At 69.4% G+C, this 21,608-nt stretch carries 19 protein-coding genes; 10 read left to right on the top strand and 9 right to left on the bottom strand.

Translation table 11 applies throughout. The features are described 5' to 3' along the window. Positions 1 to 79: 79 nt before the first annotated feature. Complete coding sequence (gene dnaA, locus AB0L29_RS24205; protein ID WP_365829839.1) at positions 80 to 2,068, bottom strand: chromosomal replication initiator protein DnaA; 1,989 nt, start codon at positions 2,066 to 2,068, stop codon at positions 80 to 82. Positions 2,069 to 2,469: 401 nt separating this feature from the next. Here dnaA and rpmH point away from each other — a divergent pair, with 401 nt between their 5' ends. The 9 genes from rpmH (at position 2,470) to AB0L29_RS24160 (ending at position 9,462) form a co-directional block, all read left to right on the top strand. Then, a complete protein-coding gene (gene rpmH, locus AB0L29_RS24200; protein ID WP_003956500.1) occupies positions 2,470 to 2,607 on the top strand; it encodes a 50S ribosomal protein L34 in 138 nt (45 codons plus the stop codon). A 21-nt stretch (positions 2,608 to 2,628) separates the two neighbouring features. Next, positions 2,629 to 3,000: a ribonuclease P protein component gene (rnpA, locus tag AB0L29_RS24195; RefSeq protein ID WP_365829838.1), complete on the top strand. Its 372-nt coding sequence runs from the start codon at positions 2,629 to 2,631 to the stop codon at positions 2,998 to 3,000. Beyond that, positions 2,997 to 3,371 (top strand): membrane protein insertion efficiency factor YidD, encoded by a 375-nt coding sequence (yidD, locus tag AB0L29_RS24190; RefSeq protein WP_365829837.1) that lies wholly within the window; start codon positions 2,997 to 2,999, stop codon positions 3,369 to 3,371. The genes rnpA and yidD overlap by 4 nt, the downstream gene beginning before the upstream one ends. Positions 3,372 to 3,374: 3 nt before the next feature. Next, a complete protein-coding gene (gene yidC, locus AB0L29_RS24185; RefSeq protein ID WP_365829836.1) occupies positions 3,375 to 4,649 on the top strand; it encodes a membrane protein insertase YidC in 1,275 nt (424 codons plus the stop codon). A gap of 15 nt (positions 4,650 to 4,664) precedes the next feature. Continuing rightward, the gene (locus AB0L29_RS24180) at positions 4,665 to 5,177 is read left to right on the top strand and encodes a R3H domain-containing nucleic acid-binding protein (RefSeq protein WP_365829835.1); all 513 of its coding nucleotides are present in this window, start codon (positions 4,665 to 4,667) and stop codon (positions 5,175 to 5,177) included. 123 nt (positions 5,178 to 5,300) lie between these two features. Then, positions 5,301 to 6,020, top strand: a complete 720-nt coding sequence (rsmG, locus tag AB0L29_RS24175; RefSeq protein ID WP_365829834.1) for a 16S rRNA (guanine(527)-N(7))-methyltransferase RsmG — start codon at positions 5,301 to 5,303, stop codon at positions 6,018 to 6,020. Positions 6,021 to 6,352: 332 nt separating this feature from the next. Beyond that, entirely contained in the window at positions 6,353 to 7,429 is a 1,077-nt protein-coding gene (locus AB0L29_RS24170; protein WP_365829892.1) for a ParA family protein, read from the top strand. Further along, positions 7,426 to 8,523: a ParB/RepB/Spo0J family partition protein gene (locus tag AB0L29_RS24165; RefSeq protein ID WP_365829833.1), complete on the top strand. Its 1,098-nt coding sequence runs from the start codon at positions 7,426 to 7,428 to the stop codon at positions 8,521 to 8,523. Before AB0L29_RS24170 ends, AB0L29_RS24165 begins: the two co-directional genes overlap by 4 nt. Before the next feature lie 321 nt (positions 8,524 to 8,844). Next, positions 8,845 to 9,462, top strand: coding sequence for a GNAT family N-acetyltransferase (locus AB0L29_RS24160; RefSeq protein ID WP_365829832.1), 618 nt, complete (start codon positions 8,845 to 8,847; stop codon positions 9,460 to 9,462). Positions 9,463 to 9,554: 92 nt separating this feature from the next. Here AB0L29_RS24160 and trxA read toward each other — a convergent pair whose 3' ends face one another. The 7 genes from trxA to AB0L29_RS24125 form a co-directional block, all read right to left on the bottom strand. Further along, on the bottom strand, positions 9,555 to 9,887 hold the full coding sequence (trxA, locus tag AB0L29_RS24155; protein ID WP_365669621.1) for a thioredoxin: 333 nt from the start codon (positions 9,885 to 9,887) through the stop codon (positions 9,555 to 9,557). A 40-nt stretch (positions 9,888 to 9,927) separates the two neighbouring features. Then, complete coding sequence (trxB, locus tag AB0L29_RS24150; protein WP_365829831.1) at positions 9,928 to 10,896, bottom strand: thioredoxin-disulfide reductase; 969 nt, start codon at positions 10,894 to 10,896, stop codon at positions 9,928 to 9,930. Positions 10,897 to 11,064: 168 nt separating this feature from the next. After that, positions 11,065 to 11,985 (bottom strand): hypothetical protein, encoded by a 921-nt coding sequence (locus AB0L29_RS24145; RefSeq protein ID WP_365829830.1) that lies wholly within the window; start codon positions 11,983 to 11,985, stop codon positions 11,065 to 11,067. Further along, positions 11,982 to 12,707, bottom strand: coding sequence for an RNA polymerase sigma factor SigM (sigM, locus tag AB0L29_RS24140; RefSeq protein ID WP_365829829.1), 726 nt, complete (start codon positions 12,705 to 12,707; stop codon positions 11,982 to 11,984). Before sigM ends, AB0L29_RS24145 begins: the two co-directional genes overlap by 4 nt. Before the next feature lie 26 nt (positions 12,708 to 12,733). Then, a complete protein-coding gene (locus AB0L29_RS24135; RefSeq protein WP_365829828.1) occupies positions 12,734 to 14,431 on the bottom strand; it encodes a protein kinase family protein in 1,698 nt (565 codons plus the stop codon). Between the two features lie 140 nt (positions 14,432 to 14,571). Further along, a complete protein-coding gene (gene murJ / locus AB0L29_RS24130; protein WP_365829826.1) occupies positions 14,572 to 16,836 on the bottom strand; it encodes a murein biosynthesis integral membrane protein MurJ in 2,265 nt (754 codons plus the stop codon). 43 nt (positions 16,837 to 16,879) lie between these two features. Continuing rightward, positions 16,880 to 19,279 (bottom strand): DUF6049 family protein, encoded by a 2,400-nt coding sequence (locus AB0L29_RS24125; RefSeq protein WP_365829825.1) that lies wholly within the window; start codon positions 19,277 to 19,279, stop codon positions 16,880 to 16,882. 219 nt (positions 19,280 to 19,498) lie between these two features. Between AB0L29_RS24125 and AB0L29_RS24120 the strand changes: the two genes are divergently transcribed. Beyond that, a complete protein-coding gene (locus AB0L29_RS24120) occupies positions 19,499 to 20,944 on the top strand; it encodes a CCA tRNA nucleotidyltransferase (protein WP_365829823.1) in 1,446 nt (481 codons plus the stop codon). Positions 20,945 to 21,042: 98 nt separating this feature from the next. Here the strand turns inward: AB0L29_RS24120 and AB0L29_RS24115 are convergent, their stop codons facing one another. Further along, a complete protein-coding gene (locus AB0L29_RS24115) occupies positions 21,043 to 21,558 on the bottom strand; it encodes a hypothetical protein (RefSeq protein ID WP_365829822.1) in 516 nt (171 codons plus the stop codon). Between the last annotated feature and the right edge of the window lie 50 nt (positions 21,559 to 21,608).

Genomic DNA, 21,608 nt, shown 5'->3' with positions numbered 1-21,608 from the left:
GCGGGGAGCCCGGGAACGGGACGTGGGGCGCCCGGGAAACCGGTCCCCGGACGCCCCACGAGACGCACGCCTGCGGCTGTCAGCCGTTCTTGATGCGGTTGGTCAGCTCGGTGACCTGGTTGTAGATGGAGCGCCGCTCGGCCATCAGATTGCGGATCTTGCGGTCGGCGTGCATGACCGTCGTGTGGTCGCGGCCGCCGAACAGCGCGCCGATCTTCGGCAGCGACAGGTCCGTCAGCTCCCGGCACAGGTACATGGCGATCTGCCGCGCGGTCACCAGCGCGCGGCCGCGCGAGGTGCCGCACAGGTCCTCGACCGTCAGCCCGAAGTAGTCCGCGGTCGCGCTCATGATGGCCGTCGAGGTGATCTCCGGCGCCGAGTCGTCGCCGCCGGGGATCAGGTCCTTGAGGACGATCTCCGTCAGGCCCAGATCCACCGGCTGCCGATTGAGCGACGCGAACGCCGTCACACGGATCAGCGCGCCCTCCAGCTCACGGATGTTGCGCGAGATCCGCGAGGCGATGAACTCCAGCACCTCCGGCGGGGCGTTGAGCTGCTCCTGCACCGCCTTCTTGCGCAGGATCGCGATGCGCGTCTCCAGTTCGGGCGGCTGGACGTCGGTGATGAGGCCCCACTCGAAACGGTTCCTCAGCCGGTCCTCCAGCGTGACCAGCTGCTTGGGCGGCCGGTCGCTGGACAGCACGATCTGCTTGTTGGCGTTGTGCAGCGTGTTGAAGGTGTGGAAGAACTCCTCCTGCGTCGACTCCTTGTCCGCCAGGAACTGGATGTCGTCGACGAGCAGGATGTCCATCTCGCGGTACCGCTTGCGGAAGCTGTCGCCCTTGCCGTCGCGGATGGAGTTGATGAACTCGTTGGTGAACTCCTCCGAGCTCACGTACCGCACGCGCGTGCCCGGGTAGAGGCTGCGCGCGTAGTGCCCGATCGCGTGCAGCAGGTGCGTCTTGCCCAGCCCGGACTCCCCGTAGATGAAGAGCGGGTTGTACGCCTTCGCGGGCGCCTCGGCGACGGCGACGGCGGCCGCGTGCGCGAACCGGTTCGACGCGCCGATCACGAACGTGTCGAAGAGGTACTTCGGATTCAGCCGTGCGGTGGGCTCGCCGGGGCCGGTGGCCGGCGCGGGCTGCGCGGCCAGCGGGCCGGGCGCGCCGGTGGTGGGCAGGTTCGGCCCGACCGGGCCGCCGCGGTGCACGTGACCGGAGCCGGCCGGCGGGTCCGGCAGCTCGCGGCGGACCGGGTCGCGCTGGTCGTAGTCGGGGCGTGACGCGTCGTAGTCGGGGCGCGCCTGGTCGTACGACGGGCGCTCCATCGGCTGCGCGCGGTAGTCCTGCGAGCCGTACGAGTCCTGGGGGCCGTAGCCGTCCTGGGACGGCGAGCCGTACTTGTCCTGTGCGCCGTAGCCGTCCTGGGAGCCGTACGCGTCCTGGGACGGCGAGGCGTACGGGTCCCGCTCCGGGAAGCCGAGCCGCTGCTGCTGCCAGCCGTACTCGTCCTGCGACGGGCGCGGCCAGGAACCGGGCTCGGGGCGCTGGTACTCCGAGGGGTAGGCGGGCCGGGCGGTCGGGAGCTGGTCCGCGCGGGAGGGCGGCAGCTGCTCCCCGCCGGACAGCTGGTCGGCACGGTGGCGACCGTATCCCTCGTATCCGTCGCGGCCGTGCTCGTAGCTCTCCCGGCCCTGGTCGTAGCCGTCCCTGCCCTGGCCGGCGGACGGCTCGGGCTCCTCGTAGCGCGGCTGGGGGCGCATGGAGGGCGCCTGCGGGGCCGGGGGGTCGCCGGCGGAGTCGTCGACCGTGATCGCGATGCGGATCGGACGGCCGCACTCCCGGCTCAGCGTCTCGCTGACGATCGGCGCGAGGCGGCCCTCGAGCACGCCCTTCGCGAACTCGTTGGGAACGGCGAGCAGAGCGGTGTCGGCGACCAGCGCGAGCGGCTGGCAGCGCCGGATCCAGTGCTCGTCCTTCGCCTCCACACCCTGGCCACGGCCCTCACCGAGAAGCTGCTCCAGTACGCGTGGCCACACTGCGGCAAGATCGGCAGGTACGTCAGCCACAGGGCACGCTCTCTCGCAGGTCCCTCGAACGTGTGGTTCGGGGACGGGTCGGGATGCGACTCGGGGTGGTCGAGTCGGGAACTAATCGGCTGGTGAGGGGACAAGGGAACGAATCGGAGTTCAGTCACGGTAGTCAGGGCGACGGGTGCGGTTCAAGTTTTTGTCCCCAGGCTGTGGACAAGTGTCTCCCCTGAGTCCCCGGTTTGACCGAATGGCGCAGCCCCGCGTACCGTAACCAGGTCGAGTTGTCGATGGCTGCTGCCGCCTGCCTCCGATGGGCACAGATCGCGTCAAGGTGATCGGAAAGCGGTGCACTCGGGCGTAACGCGAGCTACTCGTGGGCGCACGGTGACAGCCAGGACGGCACCCCGCCAACCCCGATTTCTTTCTGGAGCCCTCGAGTGAGCAAGCGCACCTTCCAGCCGAACAACCGTCGTCGCGCGAAGACCCACGGCTTCCGGCTGCGTATGCGCACCCGTGCCGGCCGCGCGATTCTCGCGTCCCGCCGTAGCAAGGGTCGCGCCCGTCTGTCCGCCTGATCCCGGTCAGGTCATGACGTCGTGCTGCCCACCGAGAACCGGCTGAGGCGGCGCGAGGATTTCGCGACCGCGGTGCGACGGGGTCGCAGGGCAGGCCGCCCGAACCTCGTCGTCCACCTTCGCAGCGGTGCCACGGACCCGCACGCGCCTGGGGAGAGCGCTCCCCCGACGCGTGCGGGTTTCGTCGTGAGCAAAGCCGTGGGCGGCGCGGTCGTGCGCAACAAGGTGAAGCGCAGACTGCGCCATCTCATGCGCGACCGAGTCGACCTGTTTCCCCCCGGTAGCCTGGTAGTCGTACGAGCGCTGCCCGGAGCGGGTGACGCCGACCACGCACAGCTGGCCCAAGACCTGGACGCCGCCCTCCGGCGTCTCCTGGGAGGGGGTGCGCGATGAAGTACCCGCTGCTGGCTCTGATCAAGCTGTACCAGTGGACGATCAGTCCGCTGCTCGGGCCGGTATGCAAGTACTACCCGTCGTGCTCCCGCTACGGCTACACGGCCATCGACCGACACGGTGCGATCAAGGGCACGGCACTCACGGCCTGGCGCCTCCTGCGGTGCAATCCGTGGTCGCCGGGCGGTGTGGACCATGTACCCCCGCGCAAGCGTCCGCGGTGGCACGAAATGCTGCGTGACGCCTGGCGTGCACGCAAGGGCGGGCCCTCCGCCGGCGAACCGGCCATCGAGGGACAGGCTTCTCCCACAAGTCCGTCGAGTCCTTCGAGCCCGGCCGCAGAGACCTCGTCCCATGCCCAAGGAGCATGATTAGTGGACACGATTGCCAGCCTCTTCAGCTTCATCACAACACCTGTCTCCTGGGTCATCGTCCAGTTCCACAAGGTGTACGGCGCCGTCTTCGGCCCTGACACCGGGTGGGCCTGGGGCCTGTCCATCGTGTCCCTGGTGATCCTGATCCGCATCTGCCTGATCCCGCTCTTCGTGAAGCAGATCAAGGCGACCCGGGCCATGCAGACGCTCCAGCCCGAGATGAAGAAGATCCAGGAGCGCTACAAGAACGACCGGCAGCGCCAGTCGGAAGAGATGATGAAGCTGTACAAGGAGACGGGTACCAACCCGCTCTCCTCGTGCCTTCCCATCCTGGCGCAGTCCCCGTTCTTCTTCGCCCTGTACCACGTGCTCAACAGCATCGCGTCGAACGACACCATCGGCGTGATCAACAAGAGCCTGCTGGAGAGCGCGCAGAAGGCGCACATCTTCGGCGCCCCGCTCGCGGCGAAGTTCACGGACAGCGCGTCCAAGGTCGAGGCCCTGCAGTCCTCGCTGACCGACGTGCGGATCGTCACCGCGATCATGATCGTCCTGATGTCGCTGTCGCAGTTCTACACACAGCGCCAGCTGATGACGAAGAACGTCGACACGACGGTGAAGACGCCGTTCATGCAGCAGCAGAAGATGCTGATGTACGTCTTCCCCGTCATCTTCGCCGTCTTCGGCATCAACTTCCCGGTCGGTGTCCTCGTCTACTGGCTGACCACCAACGTGTGGACCATGGGCCAGCAGATGTACGTCATCCACAACAACCCGACCCCGGGTTCCAAGGCTCAGGCCGCCTACCTGGAGCGCCTGCACAAGCACATCACGCACCGCGGCAAGGTCAGCCGGCGCCGGGACAAGGTCATCATCAAGGCCATCGTCGCCAAGGGCCGTGACCGCAACGAGTACGAGCGCAAGTTCATCAACGGTCTGAACAAGGCCGGCCTGGCCGCCCAGTCCGACGGCACCGTGATCAAGGGCGAGGCAGCGGCCGCCACCCAGACCGAGGACGGTACGCCGACCACGACCGCCGCCCCCAGGCGCCAGCAGCCCAAGCGGCAGACCAAGGCCCAGCGCCAGGCCGCCCTGAAGGCGGCCGGTGAGCCGGAGCCGAAGACATCGCTGACCAAATCCGACGAGCCCGAGGACGCCAAGCCCGCCGGCGCCGCCCAGAGGGGCACCGCCAAGTCCGGCTCCGGCACCCGCAGCAAGGCCCAGTCCGGCCAGCGCAAGGGGCCGCAGCGGCCCAAGTCCCCGTCGAAGAAGTAAGAAGGAGTCCATCCCGTGACGGAAGGCACCACCTCCGCCGCTGCCGAGGGTGCAGACACCCTGACCCGCCTGGAGCAGGAGGGCGAGATCGCGGCGGACTACCTGGAGGGTCTGCTCGACATCGCCGACCTCGACGGCGACATCGATATGGACGTCGAGGCGGACCGCGCCTCCGTGTCGATCATCAGCGACACCGGCAGCCGCGACCTGCAGAAGCTGGTCGGCCGTGACGGTGAGGTGCTGGAAGCCCTCCAGGAGCTCACGCGCCTGGCCGTGCACCGGGAGACCGGGGACCGCAGCCGCCTGATGCTGGACATCGCGGGCTACCGCGCCCGCAAGCGCGCCGAGCTCTTCGAGCTGGGCGCCAAGGCCGCCGCCGAGGTCAGGAGCAGCGGCGAGCCCGTGCGTCTGGAGCCGATGACGCCGTTCGAGCGCAAGGTCGTGCACGACGCGGTCAAGGCCGCGGGCCTGCGCAGCGAGTCGGAGGGCGAGGAGCCGCAGCGCTTCGTCGTTGTGCTTCCCGCCTGATCGGCCCCCACGTTTCCCCGGCCCCGTCTGTTGAGCAGACGGGGCCGAACTTTGTCAGCCTGATAGTTCTGGTGGTTCTGGTGTCGGCGCCCGGTGCGCCGGTGTACGGAAGGACGGTCCCCCGTGACGGAGGCAGCGGAGCTTCCCCCCGCGCCCGAGCAGGCACGCGAGGTGTTCGGCGATCGGTTCGCCGATGCGGTCCGCTACGCCGAGCTGCTCGCCGAGGCGGGCGTGCAGCGAGGCCTGATCGGCCCGCGCGAGGTGCCCCGGCTGTGGGAGCGGCACCTGCTGAACTGCGCGGTCCTCTCGGAAGTCGTGCCCGAGGGGGTGACGGTCTGCGACGTCGGCTCGGGTGCCGGCTTGCCCGGAATCCCCCTGGCCCTGGTCCGGGAGGACCTGAAGATCACCTTGCTGGAGCCGCTGCTGCGGCGCACCAACTTCCTGACGGAGGTCGTGGAACTGCTGGGTCTCGACCATGTGACGGTCGTGCGCGGCCGGGCCGAGGAGGTCATGGGGAAGATCCAGCCGGTTCACGTGGTGACCGCGCGCGCCGTCGCCCCGCTCGATCGTCTCGCCACCTGGGGCATTCCGCTGCTGCGGCCGTACGGCGAAATGCTCGCGCTCAAGGGCGACGCCGCCGAGGAGGAGCTGAAGAGCGCGGCCACGGCGCTGAGCAAGCTGGGCGCCGTGGAGACGTCGATCCTGCATGTCGGTGAGGGGATCGTGGACCCGATGTCCACGGTCGTCCGGGTCGAGGTCGGGGAAAGTCCTGGAGGTGTGCGCTTCGCGGCCAAGCGGGCGAAGGCGGCGCGTACCGGGCGGGCGCGTCGCCGCCGTGGATGACCAGAAGGGCCTGGAGCGGCAGTACGGGGGACCCGTCCTGACGACGAGACGTACTCCACACAAGCTGCCAAACCTACGCATGCCGGAGTGTCGTGACAGTTCGGTCGCGGCTGCTGTGCATCGTGTTTCACGTGAAACGTCGCTCACTGCTGCACGGCATCATCCATCGCGGCCGCGCTGCGGCCGAACCCCGCGACCGCAAACCCCTCGGCGCCCTGGGAGAAGGTCCGGTTCTCGATGACACTCCGTACGCCCCCAGGGGCACGGAGTTGTCCACAGAGGTGGATTTCTCCACAGAACGCCAGGCCTCACTGGTTCATGACCCCGAAGGCATGGGAGGCTCTGTTCATTGCGAGCCTGAAGTCGAGGAGAGTGAATCCTTGCGGTCCGACGCCAACATCGCGGGGCCGATGACCGATCCGGTCCCCGGTCCCCGTACCGAGTCGATGGGGGCGGATGTTTCACGTGAAACACCGCCTCCGATGGACGACACTCCCATCGGTCGTACTGCCCAACTGGCGGTGGAGGCTCTTGGCCGCGCCGGTGAGGGCCTGCCACGGCCCGAACAGACCCGAATCATCGTGGTCGCCAACCAGAAGGGCGGGGTCGGCAAGACGACGACCACGGTCAATCTGGCCGCATCGCTCGCTCTGCACGGCGGCCGCGTCCTGGTGATCGACCTCGACCCGCAGGGCAATGCGTCCACCGCGCTGGGTATCGACCATCACGCCGAAGTCCCCTCGATCTACGACGTACTGGTGGAGAGCAGGCCGCTCGCGGAGGTCGTCCAGCCGGTCCCCGATGTCGAGGGTCTCTTCTGCGCCCCCGCCACGATCGACCTCGCCGGCGCGGAGATCGAGCTGGTGTCCCTGGTGGCGCGTGAGAGCCGGCTGCAGCGGGCGATCCAGGCGTACGAGCAGCCGCTCGACTACATCCTCATCGACTGCCCGCCCTCGCTCGGTCTGCTGACCGTCAACGCGCTGGTGGCGGGTCAGGAGGTCCTCATCCCGATCCAGTGCGAGTACTACGCGCTGGAGGGCCTGGGCCAGCTGCTGCGCAACGTCGACCTGGTGCGGGGGCACCTCAACCCCACCCTGCATGTGTCGACCATCCTGCTCACCATGTACGACGGCCGGACGCGCCTTGCGTCCCAGGTGGCGGAAGAGGTGCGCACCCACTTCGGCGACGAAGTGCTGCGGACGAGCATTCCCCGCTCCGTCCGCATCTCCGAGGCACCCAGCTATGGACAGACGGTGCTGACCTACGATCCAGGATCGAGCGGTGCGCTCTCCTATCTGGAGGCGGCACGCGAGATCGCGCTGAAGGGCGTCGGCGTCAGCTACGACGCGACGCACGCCCACATCGGCGCACAACAGAAAGACCCGAGCATGGTGGAGGGCATTCAGTGAGCGAGCGACGGAGGGGGTTGGGCCGTGGTCTCGGCGCACTGATCCCTGCTGCTCCGACAGAGAAGACGGTGGCTTCGGCCGCGACGGGGAATGCCGCTGCATCTCCCACCGCGGTTCCGGTGCTGACGACCGACCGTGGGGTGGCCGCGGCGAAGGTGGCCACGCTGCCTCCTGTTTCACGTGAAACGGAGGAGCAGCCCGGGCACGGCACTCCGACCCTGCCCGCGCCCCCCATCGGAGCCCACTTCGCCGAGATCCCGCTCGATTCCATCACGCCGAACCCGCGTCAGCCGCGTGATGTCTTCGATGAGGACGCGCTTCAGGAACTCGTCACCTCCATCAAGGAGGTCGGCCTCCTCCAGCCGGTCGTCGTGCGGCAGGTGGGTCCCGCGCGCTACGAGCTCATCATGGGTGAGCGCCGTTGGCGGGCCTGCCGCGAGGCGGGCCTGGAGGCGATTCCGGCAATCGTGCGGGCCACGGAGGACGAGAAGCTCCTCCTGGATGCGCTCCTGGAGAACCTGCACAGGGCTCAGCTGAATCCGCTCGAAGAGGCAGCCGCCTATGACCAGCTACTGAAGGACTTCAACTGCACGCATGACCAGCTGGCGGACCGGATCGGTCGGTCCCGCCCGCAGGTCTCCAACACCTTGCGTCTGCTGAAGCTCTCGCCGGCGGTGCAGCGCCGGGTGGCCGCAGGGGTGCTCAGCGCCGGACATGCGCGAGCTCTGCTGTCCGTCGAGGACTCGGAGGAGCAGGACCGGCTGGCTCACCGGATTGTGGCCGAGGGCCTGTCGGTGCGGGCCGTGGAGGAGATCGTGACCCTGATGGGGTCGCGGCCGCAGAAGGCGCAGCGCCCCAAGGGGCCACGGGCCGGTGCTCGTGTCTCGCCGGCGCTGACCGATCTCGCCACGCGGCTCTCGGACCGCTTCGAGACCCGGGTGAAGGTGGACCTGGGCCAGAAGAAGGGCAAGATCACCGTCGAGTTCGCCTCCATGGAGGACCTGGAGCGGATCCTGAGCACCCTCGCCCCCGGCGAAGGACCGGTTCTGCAGAAGAGCCTTCAGGAGGGCGGCCCAGAGGAGACGGAGTCCTGAGCCATCGGCATGCGGTAAGACCGCGTGATCAGGAGGGCGGGGCGTGTCCGGTGTGTACCGGAACACGGCCCGCCCTTTGCTTTCTGGCGGTATCGATGGAATCGCTTCATGGATACGATGCGTTCGGGTATGGCGCATTCACCTGGCAGGACCTCGGAGAGGGAGGCAGGGGCCCATGCGAACGATGAGCCGCACCCGATTGGTGGGCGCGGGCTTGGTATTGGGCGCGCTCGGTGGGTTCATCGGCAGCCTGCTCAGGGAACGGAGTGCTCTGACAGCCGCCCGTGATGCGGCGGGCGAAGGAAGCGAGGAACAGCCTTCATGGGGCGTCGGCTCGTACCGCTCACGCTGGACAACCTTCAGGACCTTCCCCAGCGCTGTCGCACGTGTGTCTTCTGGGAACTCGATCCAGTCAGTGGCGAGGCCGCGGTAAAGGCAGGCACGTCGGCGCTGGAGAAAGAGGCCTGGATCTCCGCGGTCCTGCTGGACTGGGGCTCCTGCGGGCGGGTGGTCTATGTCGACGACGTGCCGGTGGGCTTCGTCCTCTACGCCCCTCCCGCCTATGTCCCCCGCTCCACGGCATTTCCCACCAGCCCTGTCTCACCCGACGCGGTACAGCTGATGACTGCCTTCATCATGCCGGGCTACCAGGGTCAGGGGCTGGGCCGTGTGATGGTCCAGACGGTCGCCAAGGATCTGCTGAGGCGCGGCTTCAAGGCGATCGAGGCCTTCGGGGACGCCCGCTGGAAAGAGCCTGCCTGCGTGCTGCCCGCCGACCACCTCCTGGCCGTGGGCTTCAAGACGGTCCGGCAGCACCCCGCCTATCCCCGGCTGAGGCTGGAGCTGAGGACGACCCTCTCCTGGAAGGAAGACGTGGAGATGGCGTTGGACCGGCTGCTGGGCGCCGTGCAGAAGGAACCGGCGCTCCGGCCCCTATGAGGTGCCGGTACGAAGAATGGGCCAACCCCAGAGGGTTGGCCCATTCGTGTTTCACGTGAAACGTGCGCCGTCGGCGACTCGCCTCAGACGTCTTACTCAGCGATGAACTCTTCGAGGTCGCGCACGATCGCGGCCTTCGGCTTGGCGCCGACGATGGTCTTGGCGACCTCGCCACGCTGGTAGACGTTCAGGGTCGGAATGGACATCACGCCGTACTTGGCGGCCGTACCCGGGTTCTCGTCGATGTTCAGCTTGACGACCTCGATCTTGTCACCGTACTCGGCGGCGATCGCCTCGAGGGACGGAGCGATCTGGCGGCACGGACCGCACCAGGCGGCCCAGAAGTCCACCAGGACGGGCTTGTCGCTCTTGAGGACGTCCTGCTCGAAGGAGTCGTCGGTCACGTTCTTCAGGGTGCCGGCCACGGCGGGCTCCTTAACTGATTGTGCGTGGGGTGGATGGGGGTCAGACAGCGGTCTTCTCGGGCTCGGCCTTGTCCTCGTCCGCGAGGGCGGCGAGGAAACGCTCGGCGTCGAGGGCGGCGGCACACCCGGTGCCGGCAGCGGTGATCGCCTGGCGGTAGGTGTGGTCGACCACGTCACCGGCGCCGAAGACACCGGTCAGGTTCGTCCGCGTCGAAGGTGCGTCGACCTTCAGGTAGCCCTCCTCGTCCAGCTCCAGCTGGCCCTTGAAGAGCTCGGTGCGCGGGTCGTGGCCGATCGCGATGAACAGGCCGGTCACCGGAAGGTCGGAGAGCTCACCGGTCTTGACGTTGCGCAGCTTCAGACCCGAGAGCTTCTGCTCGCCCTGGATCTCGGCGATCTCGCTGTCCCAGACGAAGGTGATCTTCGGGTCGGCGAAGGCACGCTCCTGCATCGCCTTGGAGGCGCGCAGGGTGTCGCGGCGGTGGACGATCGTCACGGACTTGGCGAAGCGGGAGAGGAAGGTGGCCTCCTCCATCGCGGTGTCGCCGCCGCCGATGACGGCGATGTCCTGGTCCTTGAAGAAGAAGCCGTCGCAGGTGGCGCACCAGGAGACACCACGCCCGGAGAGGGCGTCCTCGTTCGGCAGCCCGAGCTTGCGGTGCTGCGAACCGGTGGCGACGATGACGGCCTTCGCCCGGTGGACTGTCCCTGCGGTGTCGGTGACGGTCTTGATCTCACCGGTCAGGTCGACGGCGACGATGTCGTCGGGGACCAGCTCGGCCCCGAAGCGCTCCGCCTGCGCGCGCATGTTGTCCATGAGCTCGGGGCCCATGATGCCGTCCTGGAAGCCCGGGAAGTTCTCCACCTCGGTGGTGTTCATCAGCGCACCGCCGGCGGTGACGGCGCCCTCGAACACGAGTGGCTTCAGCGACGCGCGCGCGGTGTAGAGCGCCGCCGTGTAGCCGGCGGGCCCGGAGCCGATGATGATCACGTTACGGACGTCGCTCACGGCTTGATTCCTCGTCTCTGGTCTGCCTCGTTCGACCGGTGGGAGCTTCTTTCGGAACTCTCACCCCACCCAACGGATCCTAAGGGGCGCGCATTCCCGCTGTGTCCGGGCACACGGAGAGGCGCACCGTACGGGATACCAGGGGGGACGGAGACGAAGTCCTCGCGCTCAGGAGGGTGTGTAGGAACGCTTCAGCAGGACCTTGCCCCTGGCAGTGGAGGACGGCTGATCCACACACGTCGCGTCGACGATGTAGGCGGTCACGCGGGTGTCGTCGGCCGCGTCGGGAAGCACCACGAGGAGTGCCTTCTTCCCTCTGTACGTGCCCTGGTCGACGGCCAGAGCCCTTTCGTTCCGGCCGAGGCCGTCACGGACACAGTCCGGCACCGCCGGCTGTTTGAGGATCTTGGGGCTGTTGACTCCGGGGCCCGACTCCGCGCTCAGACCGCCAGGGGTGCGGGAGCCGCCCTCACGCCGGTTCTGGGCCAGGAGGTCGGAGACCTGCTGTTCCAGGTCGCCTTCGGCGAATGTGTCGGCGGAGGCGGTCCGCTGTCCGTGCGCGGTGTTGCCGGACGGCTCGTTGTCGTAGAGCGAGGAGAACAGGACGGAACCCAGTCCCAGGGCGGCTGCGGTGAACGCGGCGCCCAGGACGGCGATCCTGCGCCGCCCGCCGCGACCGCTGCTCTTGCGGCCGGGTCCCGTGCTGGAGGAGCGGGGACGTCCGGCTGGGCGGTCCGCCGATGCCGATGTTTCACGTGAAACACGCGCGCCGACGTCCTCGCCGGAAGGCGAGCCATCGGCCTCGGCGGCGGGATCGGCCGTGCCGGGGGCGGCGGCTTGGAGCAGTGCCTCCGCGGCGAGCGCGGCGTCGATGCGGCCCGCGACATCGGCCGGCATGCGGGACGGACCCGGCAGCGTGCCGAGCAGTCCCCGGATCTCTTCGAGGGACGCGTAGACATCCGCGCACAGCTCGCACTCGTCCAGGTGCTGTCGTACGTCCGCGGTGCGTGCCGGTGGGAGAAGACCCTCGGCGAGGTCGGAGATCTCTGCGACGTCCGGGTGACCGGCCATGTCCGACGTCGACGTCACGCTCGTCCACCTCCGCCCTTCACTGCAGCTGAGTCGCTCGGCCCTGCGTGCGGCGGGCCCGCTCGGCTCGGTCCCGCTGCAGGTGGGACGGATGTCTCCTGCATCCGGTTCCGTTCCCTGCCCGGTTTCTCGCCCTCCTCGCTGCTCTCCGGTCGCAGGTGGGTGAGCAGGGGCAGGAGTCTGGCCCTGCCGCGGGCGCACCGGCTCTTCACCGTGCCCGTCGGCACGTCGAGGATGCGGGCTGCCTCGGCGACCGGGTAGCCCTGCATGTCCACCAGGACGAGCGCCGCACGCTGGTCGGTCGGCAGGGTGCCCAGGGCCTCGATGAGCTGCCGGTGCAGATCGTTGCGCTCGGCGGGCGCCGAGGCCGACTCGTGCGGCTCCAGGAGCTGCTCCAGGCGCTCGGTGTCGTCGACCGGGGCCGTCTTCCGGGAGGCCGTCTTGCGGGCCCGGTCGAGGCAGGCGTTCACCGTGATGCGGTGCAGCCAGGTCGTGACGGCCGACTGACCGCGGAACGTGTGGGCGGCCCGGTAGGCGGAGAGCAGGGCGTCCTGAACGGCGTCAGCGGCCTCTTCGCGATCCCCCAGCGTCCGCAGGGCCACGGCCCAGAGCCGGTCGCGGTGACGTCGCACGAGCTCCCCGAAGGCGTCGGGGTCGCCTTCGACGTGGCGGGTGAGCAGGTCCTGATCGCTCACTCCGTCATTTCCGGCGCCGTCCGCCATCGGATCCCTCCCTGCGGCAGATGCCTTCAGCTGGTCACCTTGATGTCCGCCAGTCTGCCGCGCCACTTGCCGTCGTCCGCCTGCATCGGCAGATTGGTCAGCCACACCAGCAGGTAGCGGGTCTTGAGGGACTTGCCGGGCTTGAGTTCCACGGTCGTTCCCGTGCCCTCGGCGACCTTGGTGTAGGCATCGAAGGACGCCGGCTCCGTGATGGTGTCCGCGCCCGCACTGCGGAGCTCGACCGACGTGGCCCCCACGAAGGTGGCGGTCACCTTCCCGACCTGCTGGACCTTGCCGAGGTCGAGGATGACGCCGACGCCCGACTTCAGACGGCCGAAGTCCGCGCTCAGGTAGTAGTCCGTCTGCCAGTAGGTGGCCGCGCTGTTGTCGTGGACCTTCCCTATGTCGGTCGGTTTCTCGGAGCGGTCGGAGCCGAAGGGGTCGAAGTCGCGGGCACTGCTGATGGGGATCGGCTTGCCGGCCGCCGGTTTCTTCGGGTTCTTGTCGTCGCCGTCCGTCGTCTGCGTCCTGCTCGGGTCGTCCGCCTTGCCGCCCTGCTCCATGAGCGCGTCCGCCAGCTGCCAGCTGCCGAGACCGAGCGCGGCGATGAGGAGGGCGGAGACGGCCCACTTCAGCGCCTTGCCGGTGCGGGTCTGCAGCGGGGGCGGCGGGGCCGGGACGGGCTGGGTGACGCCCGGGTGGGACACCGGACGGCCGTATGTGCCCTGCTGGTAGGTCGTGTGCTGGTACTCGGGGGTGGTGAACGCCGGCTCCGGCGGGCGGATGCGGGGCATCTCGCCGATCGCCTTCACCAGTTCCTCCGGCGTGGTGCAGGGGGACTCGTGGCGGGAGGCGGTGGCGCCGTCGTTGGCGAGTGCCCGCATGGCCAGCTCGGACAGGCCTCGGTGGACGCCGGCACGAACCTGGTCGGGAGGGATCAGGCCGATGTCCTTGGGCAGGCCGGACAATCCGTAGGCGTCGCTCTCGTAGGGCCAGCGCTGGGTGAGTGCCGCGTACAGCAGGGCGCCGACGGCCTCGGTGTCGGTGCGCTGCGGGGTGTCGGAGCTGATGCCGCGCAGCGCGGCGTTCACGGCCAGGCCGCGGATGCGCCACTGGCCGGTGGAGGTGCGCAGGACGGCGTTGGGGTTCAGGCGCAGATGGGCGAGGCCCTCGCGGTGGGCGGCGGCCATGGCGGCGGAGACCTGGCTGACCATCTGGTAGGCGTCGTACGGCTCCAGCGGCCCGGTGGTCAGCAGCGTGGTCAGTTCGGTGGCGTCGGGGAGCCACTCGTGGACGACGTAGACGAGGTCGTTGTCCTCGACGGCGTCCAGGACCTGGACGAAGCGGGGATCGCCGAGCAGGGCGGAGGAGCGGGCCGCGGCCAGGACGGAGCGGGCTCGCGCGTGGTCCGCGGGCAGGATGTGGACGCCGACGGCGCGGCGGAGTTTCTCGTCGACGGCCCGCCAGCTGCTGAAACCGTCCAGACGGGTGACGCACTCCTCGAGGCGGTAGCGTCTGGCGAGCTTGTGACCGCTGTGCAGTTCGGGAGGCGAGGCCTTTCCGGAACCGTCGGTCCGGGGGCTCTCCTGTACCTCGTCGCTGTCCGTGTCCCGCTCCCGGTTCTTGGCCACCCCGTCGGCCGTGGACTGGTCCGCCTGCGCGGTCAGCGACGTCTCGCCGCTGTTGTCTGCCACGTCGACGGCAGCTGTGCTCCGTTCCGCCACCGTCGTTCCTGCCTCCCCATCCGTTGCGCGCCGGCCGGTGGCCGTTGCGCGCCGTCCGACGCCGAAATCAATTGTGCCCACAGTCCGCCGCCATGCACGACACACGGTGGCCGACGATGGTTGTGCGCCTGCCCTCCGCCTCAGCGTCCCAGGCGCCCGCGCACCATGCCGACCAGCGAGTTGAGTTCCTCGATGCGCATGCGGCGGGCGGCGACGAAGAAGACTCCGAACAGTACGGCACCGCCCCCGAGAAGCGCGGCGAAGGAGCCGACGACGCCCTGGCCGAGCGTGTGGCCGATGCCGTAGCAGGCCGCGCCGCTGAGCAGGGCGGCCGGCACCGACGCGATGCACAGCCGGGTGTAGGTCCGCATCACGCGGGCGCCGTCCAGGTCCCCGCCCAGCCGCTTGCGCAGCCGGCGCCACGCGACACCGACGCCGATCGCGTAGGCGAGGCCGTAGGAGGCGGCCATGCCGACCACGGCCCAGCGGGCCGGGATCAGGAAGAAGCACAGGGCCGAGGCACCCGCGTTGACCGCGGCCACGATGACCGTGTTGTAGAAGGGCGTGCGGGTGTCCTCGTAGGCGTAGAAGGCGCGCAGGACGACGTACTGCACGGAGTACGGGATGAGGCCGAGGCCGAAGGCCATCAGCATGTAGCCCATGTTGGTGGCCGCGCTGGTGCCCGAGGAGCCGAACATCAGCGTGCACATCGGGATGCCGAGCGAGACGAACCCGAAGGCGATCGGCACGATCGCGACGGCCGTGTTGCGCAGCCCCTGGGAGATGTCGTCCCGGACGGCACCGGCGTCGTTCTCGGCCGCGGAGCGCGACAGGCGGGGCAGCAGGGCGGCCATGAGGGAGACGGTGATGATGGCCTGCGGCAGGCCCCAGATCAGCTGGGCGTTGGCGTAGGCGGCGAAGCCGGCGCCGTCGACAGGCGAAGCCTTGCCCGCCGCAGTGGACAGCTGGGTGACGACGACCGCGCCGGCCTGGTTGGCGAGGACGAACAGAACCGTCCACTTGGCGAGGGTCACGGCCTTGCCGAGGCCCTGGCCCTTCCAGTCGAAGCGCAGCCGCAGCCGGAAGCCGGTCTCCCGCAGGTAGGGGATCATCGCCAGGGCTTGGACGACGAGGCCGAGCAGGACGCCGACGCCGAGGAGCCGCTGACCCTCCGGCGGGATGTTCGTGACCTTCATCCCGGAGTCGGCCGCGGTGCCGTAGACCCAGATGAACGTCCCGAGCGTCACGATGATGACGATGTTGTTAAGGACCGGGGTCCACATCATCGCGCCGAACCGGCCGCGCGCGTTGAGGATCTGTCCCATCACTACGTGGATGCCCATGAAGAAGATCGAGGGCAAGAAGTATTGGGCGAAGGTGACGGCGATCTGGTTGGCCGCCGGGTCGCTGGCGACTGGGGCGGACAGCAGGTGGATCAGGATCGGCGCGCCGAGGACGGAGAGCGCGGTGAGCGTGCCCAGCGTCACCATCACCAGGGTCAGCAAGCGGTTGGCGTAGGCCTCGCCGCCGTCCTCGTCCTCCTTCATGGCGCGCACCAGCTGCGGCACGAAGACGGAGTTCAGGCCGCCGCCCACGGTCAGGATGTAGATCATCGTCGGCAGCTGGTAGGCCACTTGGAAGGTGTCGCCGAGGAGACCGACGCCCAATGCCGAAACGATCAATGCCGAGCGGATGAACCCGGTCAGGCGGGACACCATCGTGCCGGCCGCCATCACCGCGCTGGACTTCAGCAGGCTCCCGGCCCGGCCGCCCTTCTTCGGAGCCGGTGCGGGCACGGACTCCGGTGCCGGAGCCTCCTCCGCCGAGGGCGTCGCCGTCTCGTACTGCCGGCCCGGCGCCGGCGACGGCCCCGGGACCGACGGGGTCTCGTACGACGGGTGGCCGCTGCCCTGCTGCTGGTCCCGGAAGAGATGCGCGAAGGCGTCGGGTTCGTGGCGCTGCTCGCCCGCCTCGCTGACCAGGTCGTCCACACCCACGAACCGGGTCGTGCGCGGGTCGTCGCCGTACGGCAGGTGCTGGGTCAGACCGCCCGGCTCGGGCGCCGGGGGCTGCGCCCAGACGCGCGGGTCGGGGGCGTACGGCGACTGGGGCGGCTGGGCGTACAGCGGCTGCTGCGGCTGCTGCGGCTGCTGCGGCTGGTACGTGCCCGGGGGCGGCGGGGGGTGCGCGGCGCGGTCGTAGAGCGCCTCGGCGACCGGGTCCTGGGCGGCGAGGTCCTGCGCCTGGTAGGGGTCCGGGGCGTAGGCGTCCTGGAGGTACGGGTCCGTGGGCGGCTGCGGCGACACCTGGCCGTGCTCGGGCGGCGGCTCCTCGGACGGGCCCGGCTCGGGGTAGCCCGAGCTGTCCACGGCCCGGCCGCGGTCACCGTCGTACGGCGCGTTCATGGTTACCCCACCTCATCGTCCCGGGCCCACCGGCCACGACATCTCAACGGTCCACTCTCTCACCCGTGCCGGACGGGCCGGCGCTTTCCGCTGCGGTGTCCGGTGCGGGGTCACTCGGCTGCTCCGGGCCGTCTGCCCGTGAGCCGGCCTCGGGCCCCTTCGTGAGACGGTCCTCGGGGGCTTCTGGGTTCTGCGGGCCGGCGATGTCCTCGCCCGCCCCGCCGACGCCGTCCTCGGCGCCGTCCTCCTCGTCCGCCTGGGCGGCCGCACGCTTGCGCTGCGTGTACATCCGGAAGCCGGCGAGGACGAGCAGCAGGACTCCACCGCCGATGACCAGCATCACCGTCGCGGTGATCTCGGTGACCTTCACGTCGAAGGTGACCGGATCGCCGTACTTGCGGCCGTCCTCGGTGTACAGCTGGGCGACCACCGTCGCCTGGCCGTTGGCGTTGGCCGACGTGGTGAACTTCACCGACTGGCTGTGGCCGCCGGAGACCGCGACGCGCTGTTCCTCGTAGGCGTCGCCGCCGATCTTCAGACGCGTGGGGTTCCTGGAGCTGAGCCGCAGCACCAGGTGCTCGACGCCCTGCACCAGGTTGTTCTGCACGGTCACGGGGATCGTGGCGCTGCGGCCGGAGAGCTTGGTGTCCGTCTTGTTGATCAGCTTGACGCCCTTGATGAGCCCGTCGAGGTACGACTCGACGCCGGCCCGGTAGCTCTCCGCCTCGCTGGTCCGGCCGCGCCACGACGTGGACATCTCGCGGTTCACGGCCCGTCCGAACGGGGTGACCACCCGGGACTGGTTGCTGAGGATCACCTTGAAGTTGTCGAGCTTGCCCTGCGTCTGCGCGATCTGGTCGAACGCCGCCTCGCGCAGCTCCTGCCGGGTCAGCGAGGGGGGGTAGGAGGAGGCCGCCGGGACCTTTGTGGTGGCGGCCGGGTCCGGCTTGGCCTTGGCCGCGGCCGTCAGGTTCTGCGATTCCGACCAGGTGCCGTCCCGCAGGGCGGTCAGCGCTTCGGCCATCGTCCTGGCCTGGGACGCGGACGGCATGCGCTGCGGGGCGACGACGATGCTGCGCTGCTTGCCGGTCTGGAGGTGGAGTGTGAGGCTCTGCGCCAGGAAGCGCTGCACCGCGAGCGTGGACGCGGAGGCCCTCGTCAGGTCGCCCTCGAACACCCTGGACAGCCGGGCGTCCGCGACGACCGCCGTGGTGCCGCCGCCGATGGGACGGGCCGCGGAGGGCGTGTACGTCAGGTCGCCGGTCTCCCGCAGGCTGTCGCCGCGGGCGATCACCTTGTCGGCGCCCGCCGAGGTGGCGACCTTGACGATCGACGGGTCGACCGCACCGTCCACGGGCCAGGCGAAGTCCGTGCTCGGCTTCGCGTGGAGGATGGATTCCACCGTGTCCGCGGCGACGTCGGTGGCTTCCTTGAGGTGGCTCAGCGAACCGGTGACGCTCGTGCCGTTGTGGGCGAGGGAGGCCAGGTCCGGGTCGGAGAAGGGCAGGGCCACGATCTCCTTGCCCGCCACCGCCTTCTGCAGCTCGGCGAGCCACCGGTTGGCGACCTCCTGATCGTCACCGGCGACGGTGTCGCGTCCGTTGCGGACCCGGTAGCCGTCCGTCATCGCGTCGACCGACGCCAGCAGGTCAGGATCGATCACCCAGGTGACGTCGAGGTCCTTGCCCAGCGACACCATCCGCTCCAGGCGGCCGCCCGGGGAGATCTCCTCGGCCAGATCGTCGTTGAGGAAGACGGGGGTCTGCTGTTCGTTCGACCCCGTCTCCGCCGTCATGTGGACGGTGGAGACGAGCGGCCACAGGAACGTCGTCCTCGTCCTGGTGTCGCCCTCCTCGGGCTGCCACGGCAGGAACGTCCGCTGCACACCGAGGACCTGCTCCCACGGCCGCGCGGCGGTCTGCCCGGACAGGGAGACGGCGAACTGGTAGACGCCGTCCCGCCCGAGGTCCAGTTCGTCGACCGGCACGGAGATGCTGAAGGGCTCGGCGACGCCCGGGGACAGCGCGGAGAACTTCTCGGTGTACTTGTCGGCGACCTCGGAGCCGACGGGGCCCTGGAGGTCGTCCCGGTCCTTGGCGATGGTGTCGATGGCCGAGCGGGTGTTCAGCAAGGGGCCGACCCGCAGTCCGACGTGGGCGTCGGTGACCGTCTGCTTGCCCTTGTTGGTCACCGTGCCGGACACGGTCAGCGTGTCCCCGTCCGTGGGGACGCCGGGGCTGAGCGAGTCGACGGCGACGGCCACCGATCCCGTGTCCGCGGCGGCCCGGGGGGAGTCCTGCCCGGCGGCGTCGGCGGAGGTCGCGGCGGGCAGCTGGAGGAGTCCCGCCAGCAGGGGCGCCCCGGCCAGCAGGGTTCCGGTGCGCCGCAGCCACCGACGGGCAGGTGAGGCACTCGTCCCCTGGAAGTCTGCCGCCTCGGCCACGCGCTTGCCCGTCCCTCGTCGTCAGTGGTCGTCGGAATGTGCGTCCAGGCATGGTAACGATGCGCGCTGAGGGGAAGTGCCGCGGACCGGTGCACAAGATCGGGGGCGCTGCTGGCCTGTCCCGTATGTGCACGTATCGAGAGAGGTGTCGCCGAGCCGTTTCTGTGCACGTTTTATGGAGACGCGTGCGGTCGCCCGGGCCACGTACCCTCTTCTGTTGTGCCGAACGCCAACGAAGAAACTCCCAGTGTCCTGAGCCAGGTGCAGCACCGCGCGGTGAGCGAGCTGCTGCGGGTCGCACCGGTCGCCGACGACCTCGCCCGCCGCTTCCAGGAGGCCGGGTTCTCACTCGCTCTGGTCGGCGGCTCGGTCCGGGACGCGCTGCTGGGCCGGCTCGGCAACGACCTGGACTTCACGACCGACGCCCGTCCCCAGGACGTACTCAAGATCGTCCGTCCGTGGGCGGACGCGGTCTGGGAGGTCGGGATCGCCTTCGGCACGGTCGGCGCCCAGAAGAGCGGCTACCAGATCGAGGTGACCACCTACCGGTCGGAGGCGTACGACCGCACCTCGCGCAAGCCGGAGGTGTCGTACGGCGACTCCATCGAGGAGGACCTCGTCCGCCGTGACTTCACGGTGAACGCGATGGCCGTCGCGCTCCCGGAGAAGGAGTTCATCGATCCGCACGGCGGCCTGGACGATCTCGCGGCGCGCGTGCTGCGGACCCCGGGAACCCCCGAGGAGTCCTTCTCCGACGACCCGCTGCGCATGATGCGGGCCGCGCGCTTCGCGGCGCAGCTCGACTTCGAGGTGGCTCCCGAGGTCGTCGCGGCCATGAAGGAGATGGCAGGGCGCATCGAGATCGTCTCCGCCGAGCGGGTCCGGGACGAGCTGAACAAGCTGGTCCTGGCCGCGCACCCGCGCAAGGGTCTGACGCTGCTCGTCGACACCGGGCTCGCGGACCATGTGCTGCCCGAGCTCCCGGCCCTGCGTCTGGAGAGGGACGAGCACCACCGGCACAAGGACGTCTACGAGCACACGCTGATCGTCCTGGAGCAGGCGATGGCGCTGGAGGACGACGGCCCCGATCTGACCCTTCGCCTCGCCGCCCTGCTGCACGACATCGGCAAGCCGCGCACACGCCGCTTCGAGAAGGACGGCCGGGTCTCCTTCCACCACCACGAGGTGGTCGGGGCGAAGATGACCAAGAAGCGCATGACGGCGCTCAAGTACTCCAACGAGCTGGTGAGGGACGTCTCGCGTCTGGTCGAACTCCACCTGCGCTTCCACGGCTACGGCACGGGTGAGTGGACGGACTCCGCGGTCCGCCGGTACGTCCGCGATGCGGGACCGCTCCTGGACCGCCTGCACAAGCTGACGCGGTCCGACTGCACGACGCGCAACAAGCGCAAGGCGGCCGCGCTGTCGCGTGCCTACGACGGCCTGGAGGAGCGGATCGCCAAGCTTCAGGAGCAGGAGGAGCTGGACGCCATCCGTCCGGACCTGGACGGCAACCAGATCATGGAGATCCTCGGCATCAAGCCCGGCCCGGCGGTCGGCCGCGCGTACAAGCACATGCTGGAGCTCCGTCTGGAGAACGGACCCATGGGGCCTGACGCGGCGGTGGCGGAGCTCAGGAAGTGGTGGGCCGAGCAGCAGGGGTGAGGTGTCGCACCGGGTCGTGTTTCACGTGAAACACGACCCGGCGGACACACGGGAGGGGCGGTGTTTCACGTGAAACACCGCCCCTCCCTGCTTCTGCCTTACTTCGAGTAGTCCTTCAGGCAGAGCAGGAAGTCCTTGCCGTCGCCGCTCTCGGTGTAGGTGTACTGGAAGTCCTTGGCCTGGCCCTCGCACTTGCTCGACGCCAGCGTCTGGGTGAGGTACGAGCCCTCGATCTTGGCGAGCACGACGTACTGGGCCTTCGCGTCACTGCACTCGACGACCTCGAGATCCGGGTCGTTGTTGTTGGTGCTGCCGCGGTGCATGCAGTCACCCACCGCCGCCGTGTTGGCGTCGTCCCGGCTGGCTATGAAGCCGCCGATGGCGATGGCGGCGACGGCCGCGACAACGACGATGTTCTTGATCGTCTTGAAGCTCGGCTTGCGGCCGGACTGCTGCGGGGGCACCGGAGGGTACGGACCGGTGGCCTGCTGCGGGAAGCCGGGCTGACCGGGCTGCTGGGGGTAGCCGCCCTGTGGCGGGTACGGGGCCTGGGGCTGGCCGGCGGGCTGCTGGCCCTGCGCGAACGGATTGCCCTGGGGCGGCGGAGTAGTCACTTGGGGGTCCCCCTGAAGAAGCATGGGTGCGTGACGCGAATGAGTCGCGA

It is taken from the genome of Streptomyces sp. NPDC052701 (assembly GCF_040678355.1).
GTDB lineage: Bacteria > Actinomycetota > Actinomycetes > Streptomycetales > Streptomycetaceae > Streptomyces.
The sequence above is the reverse complement of the archived record's forward strand: the minus strand, read 5'-3'. Positions and strand labels throughout refer to the sequence as shown.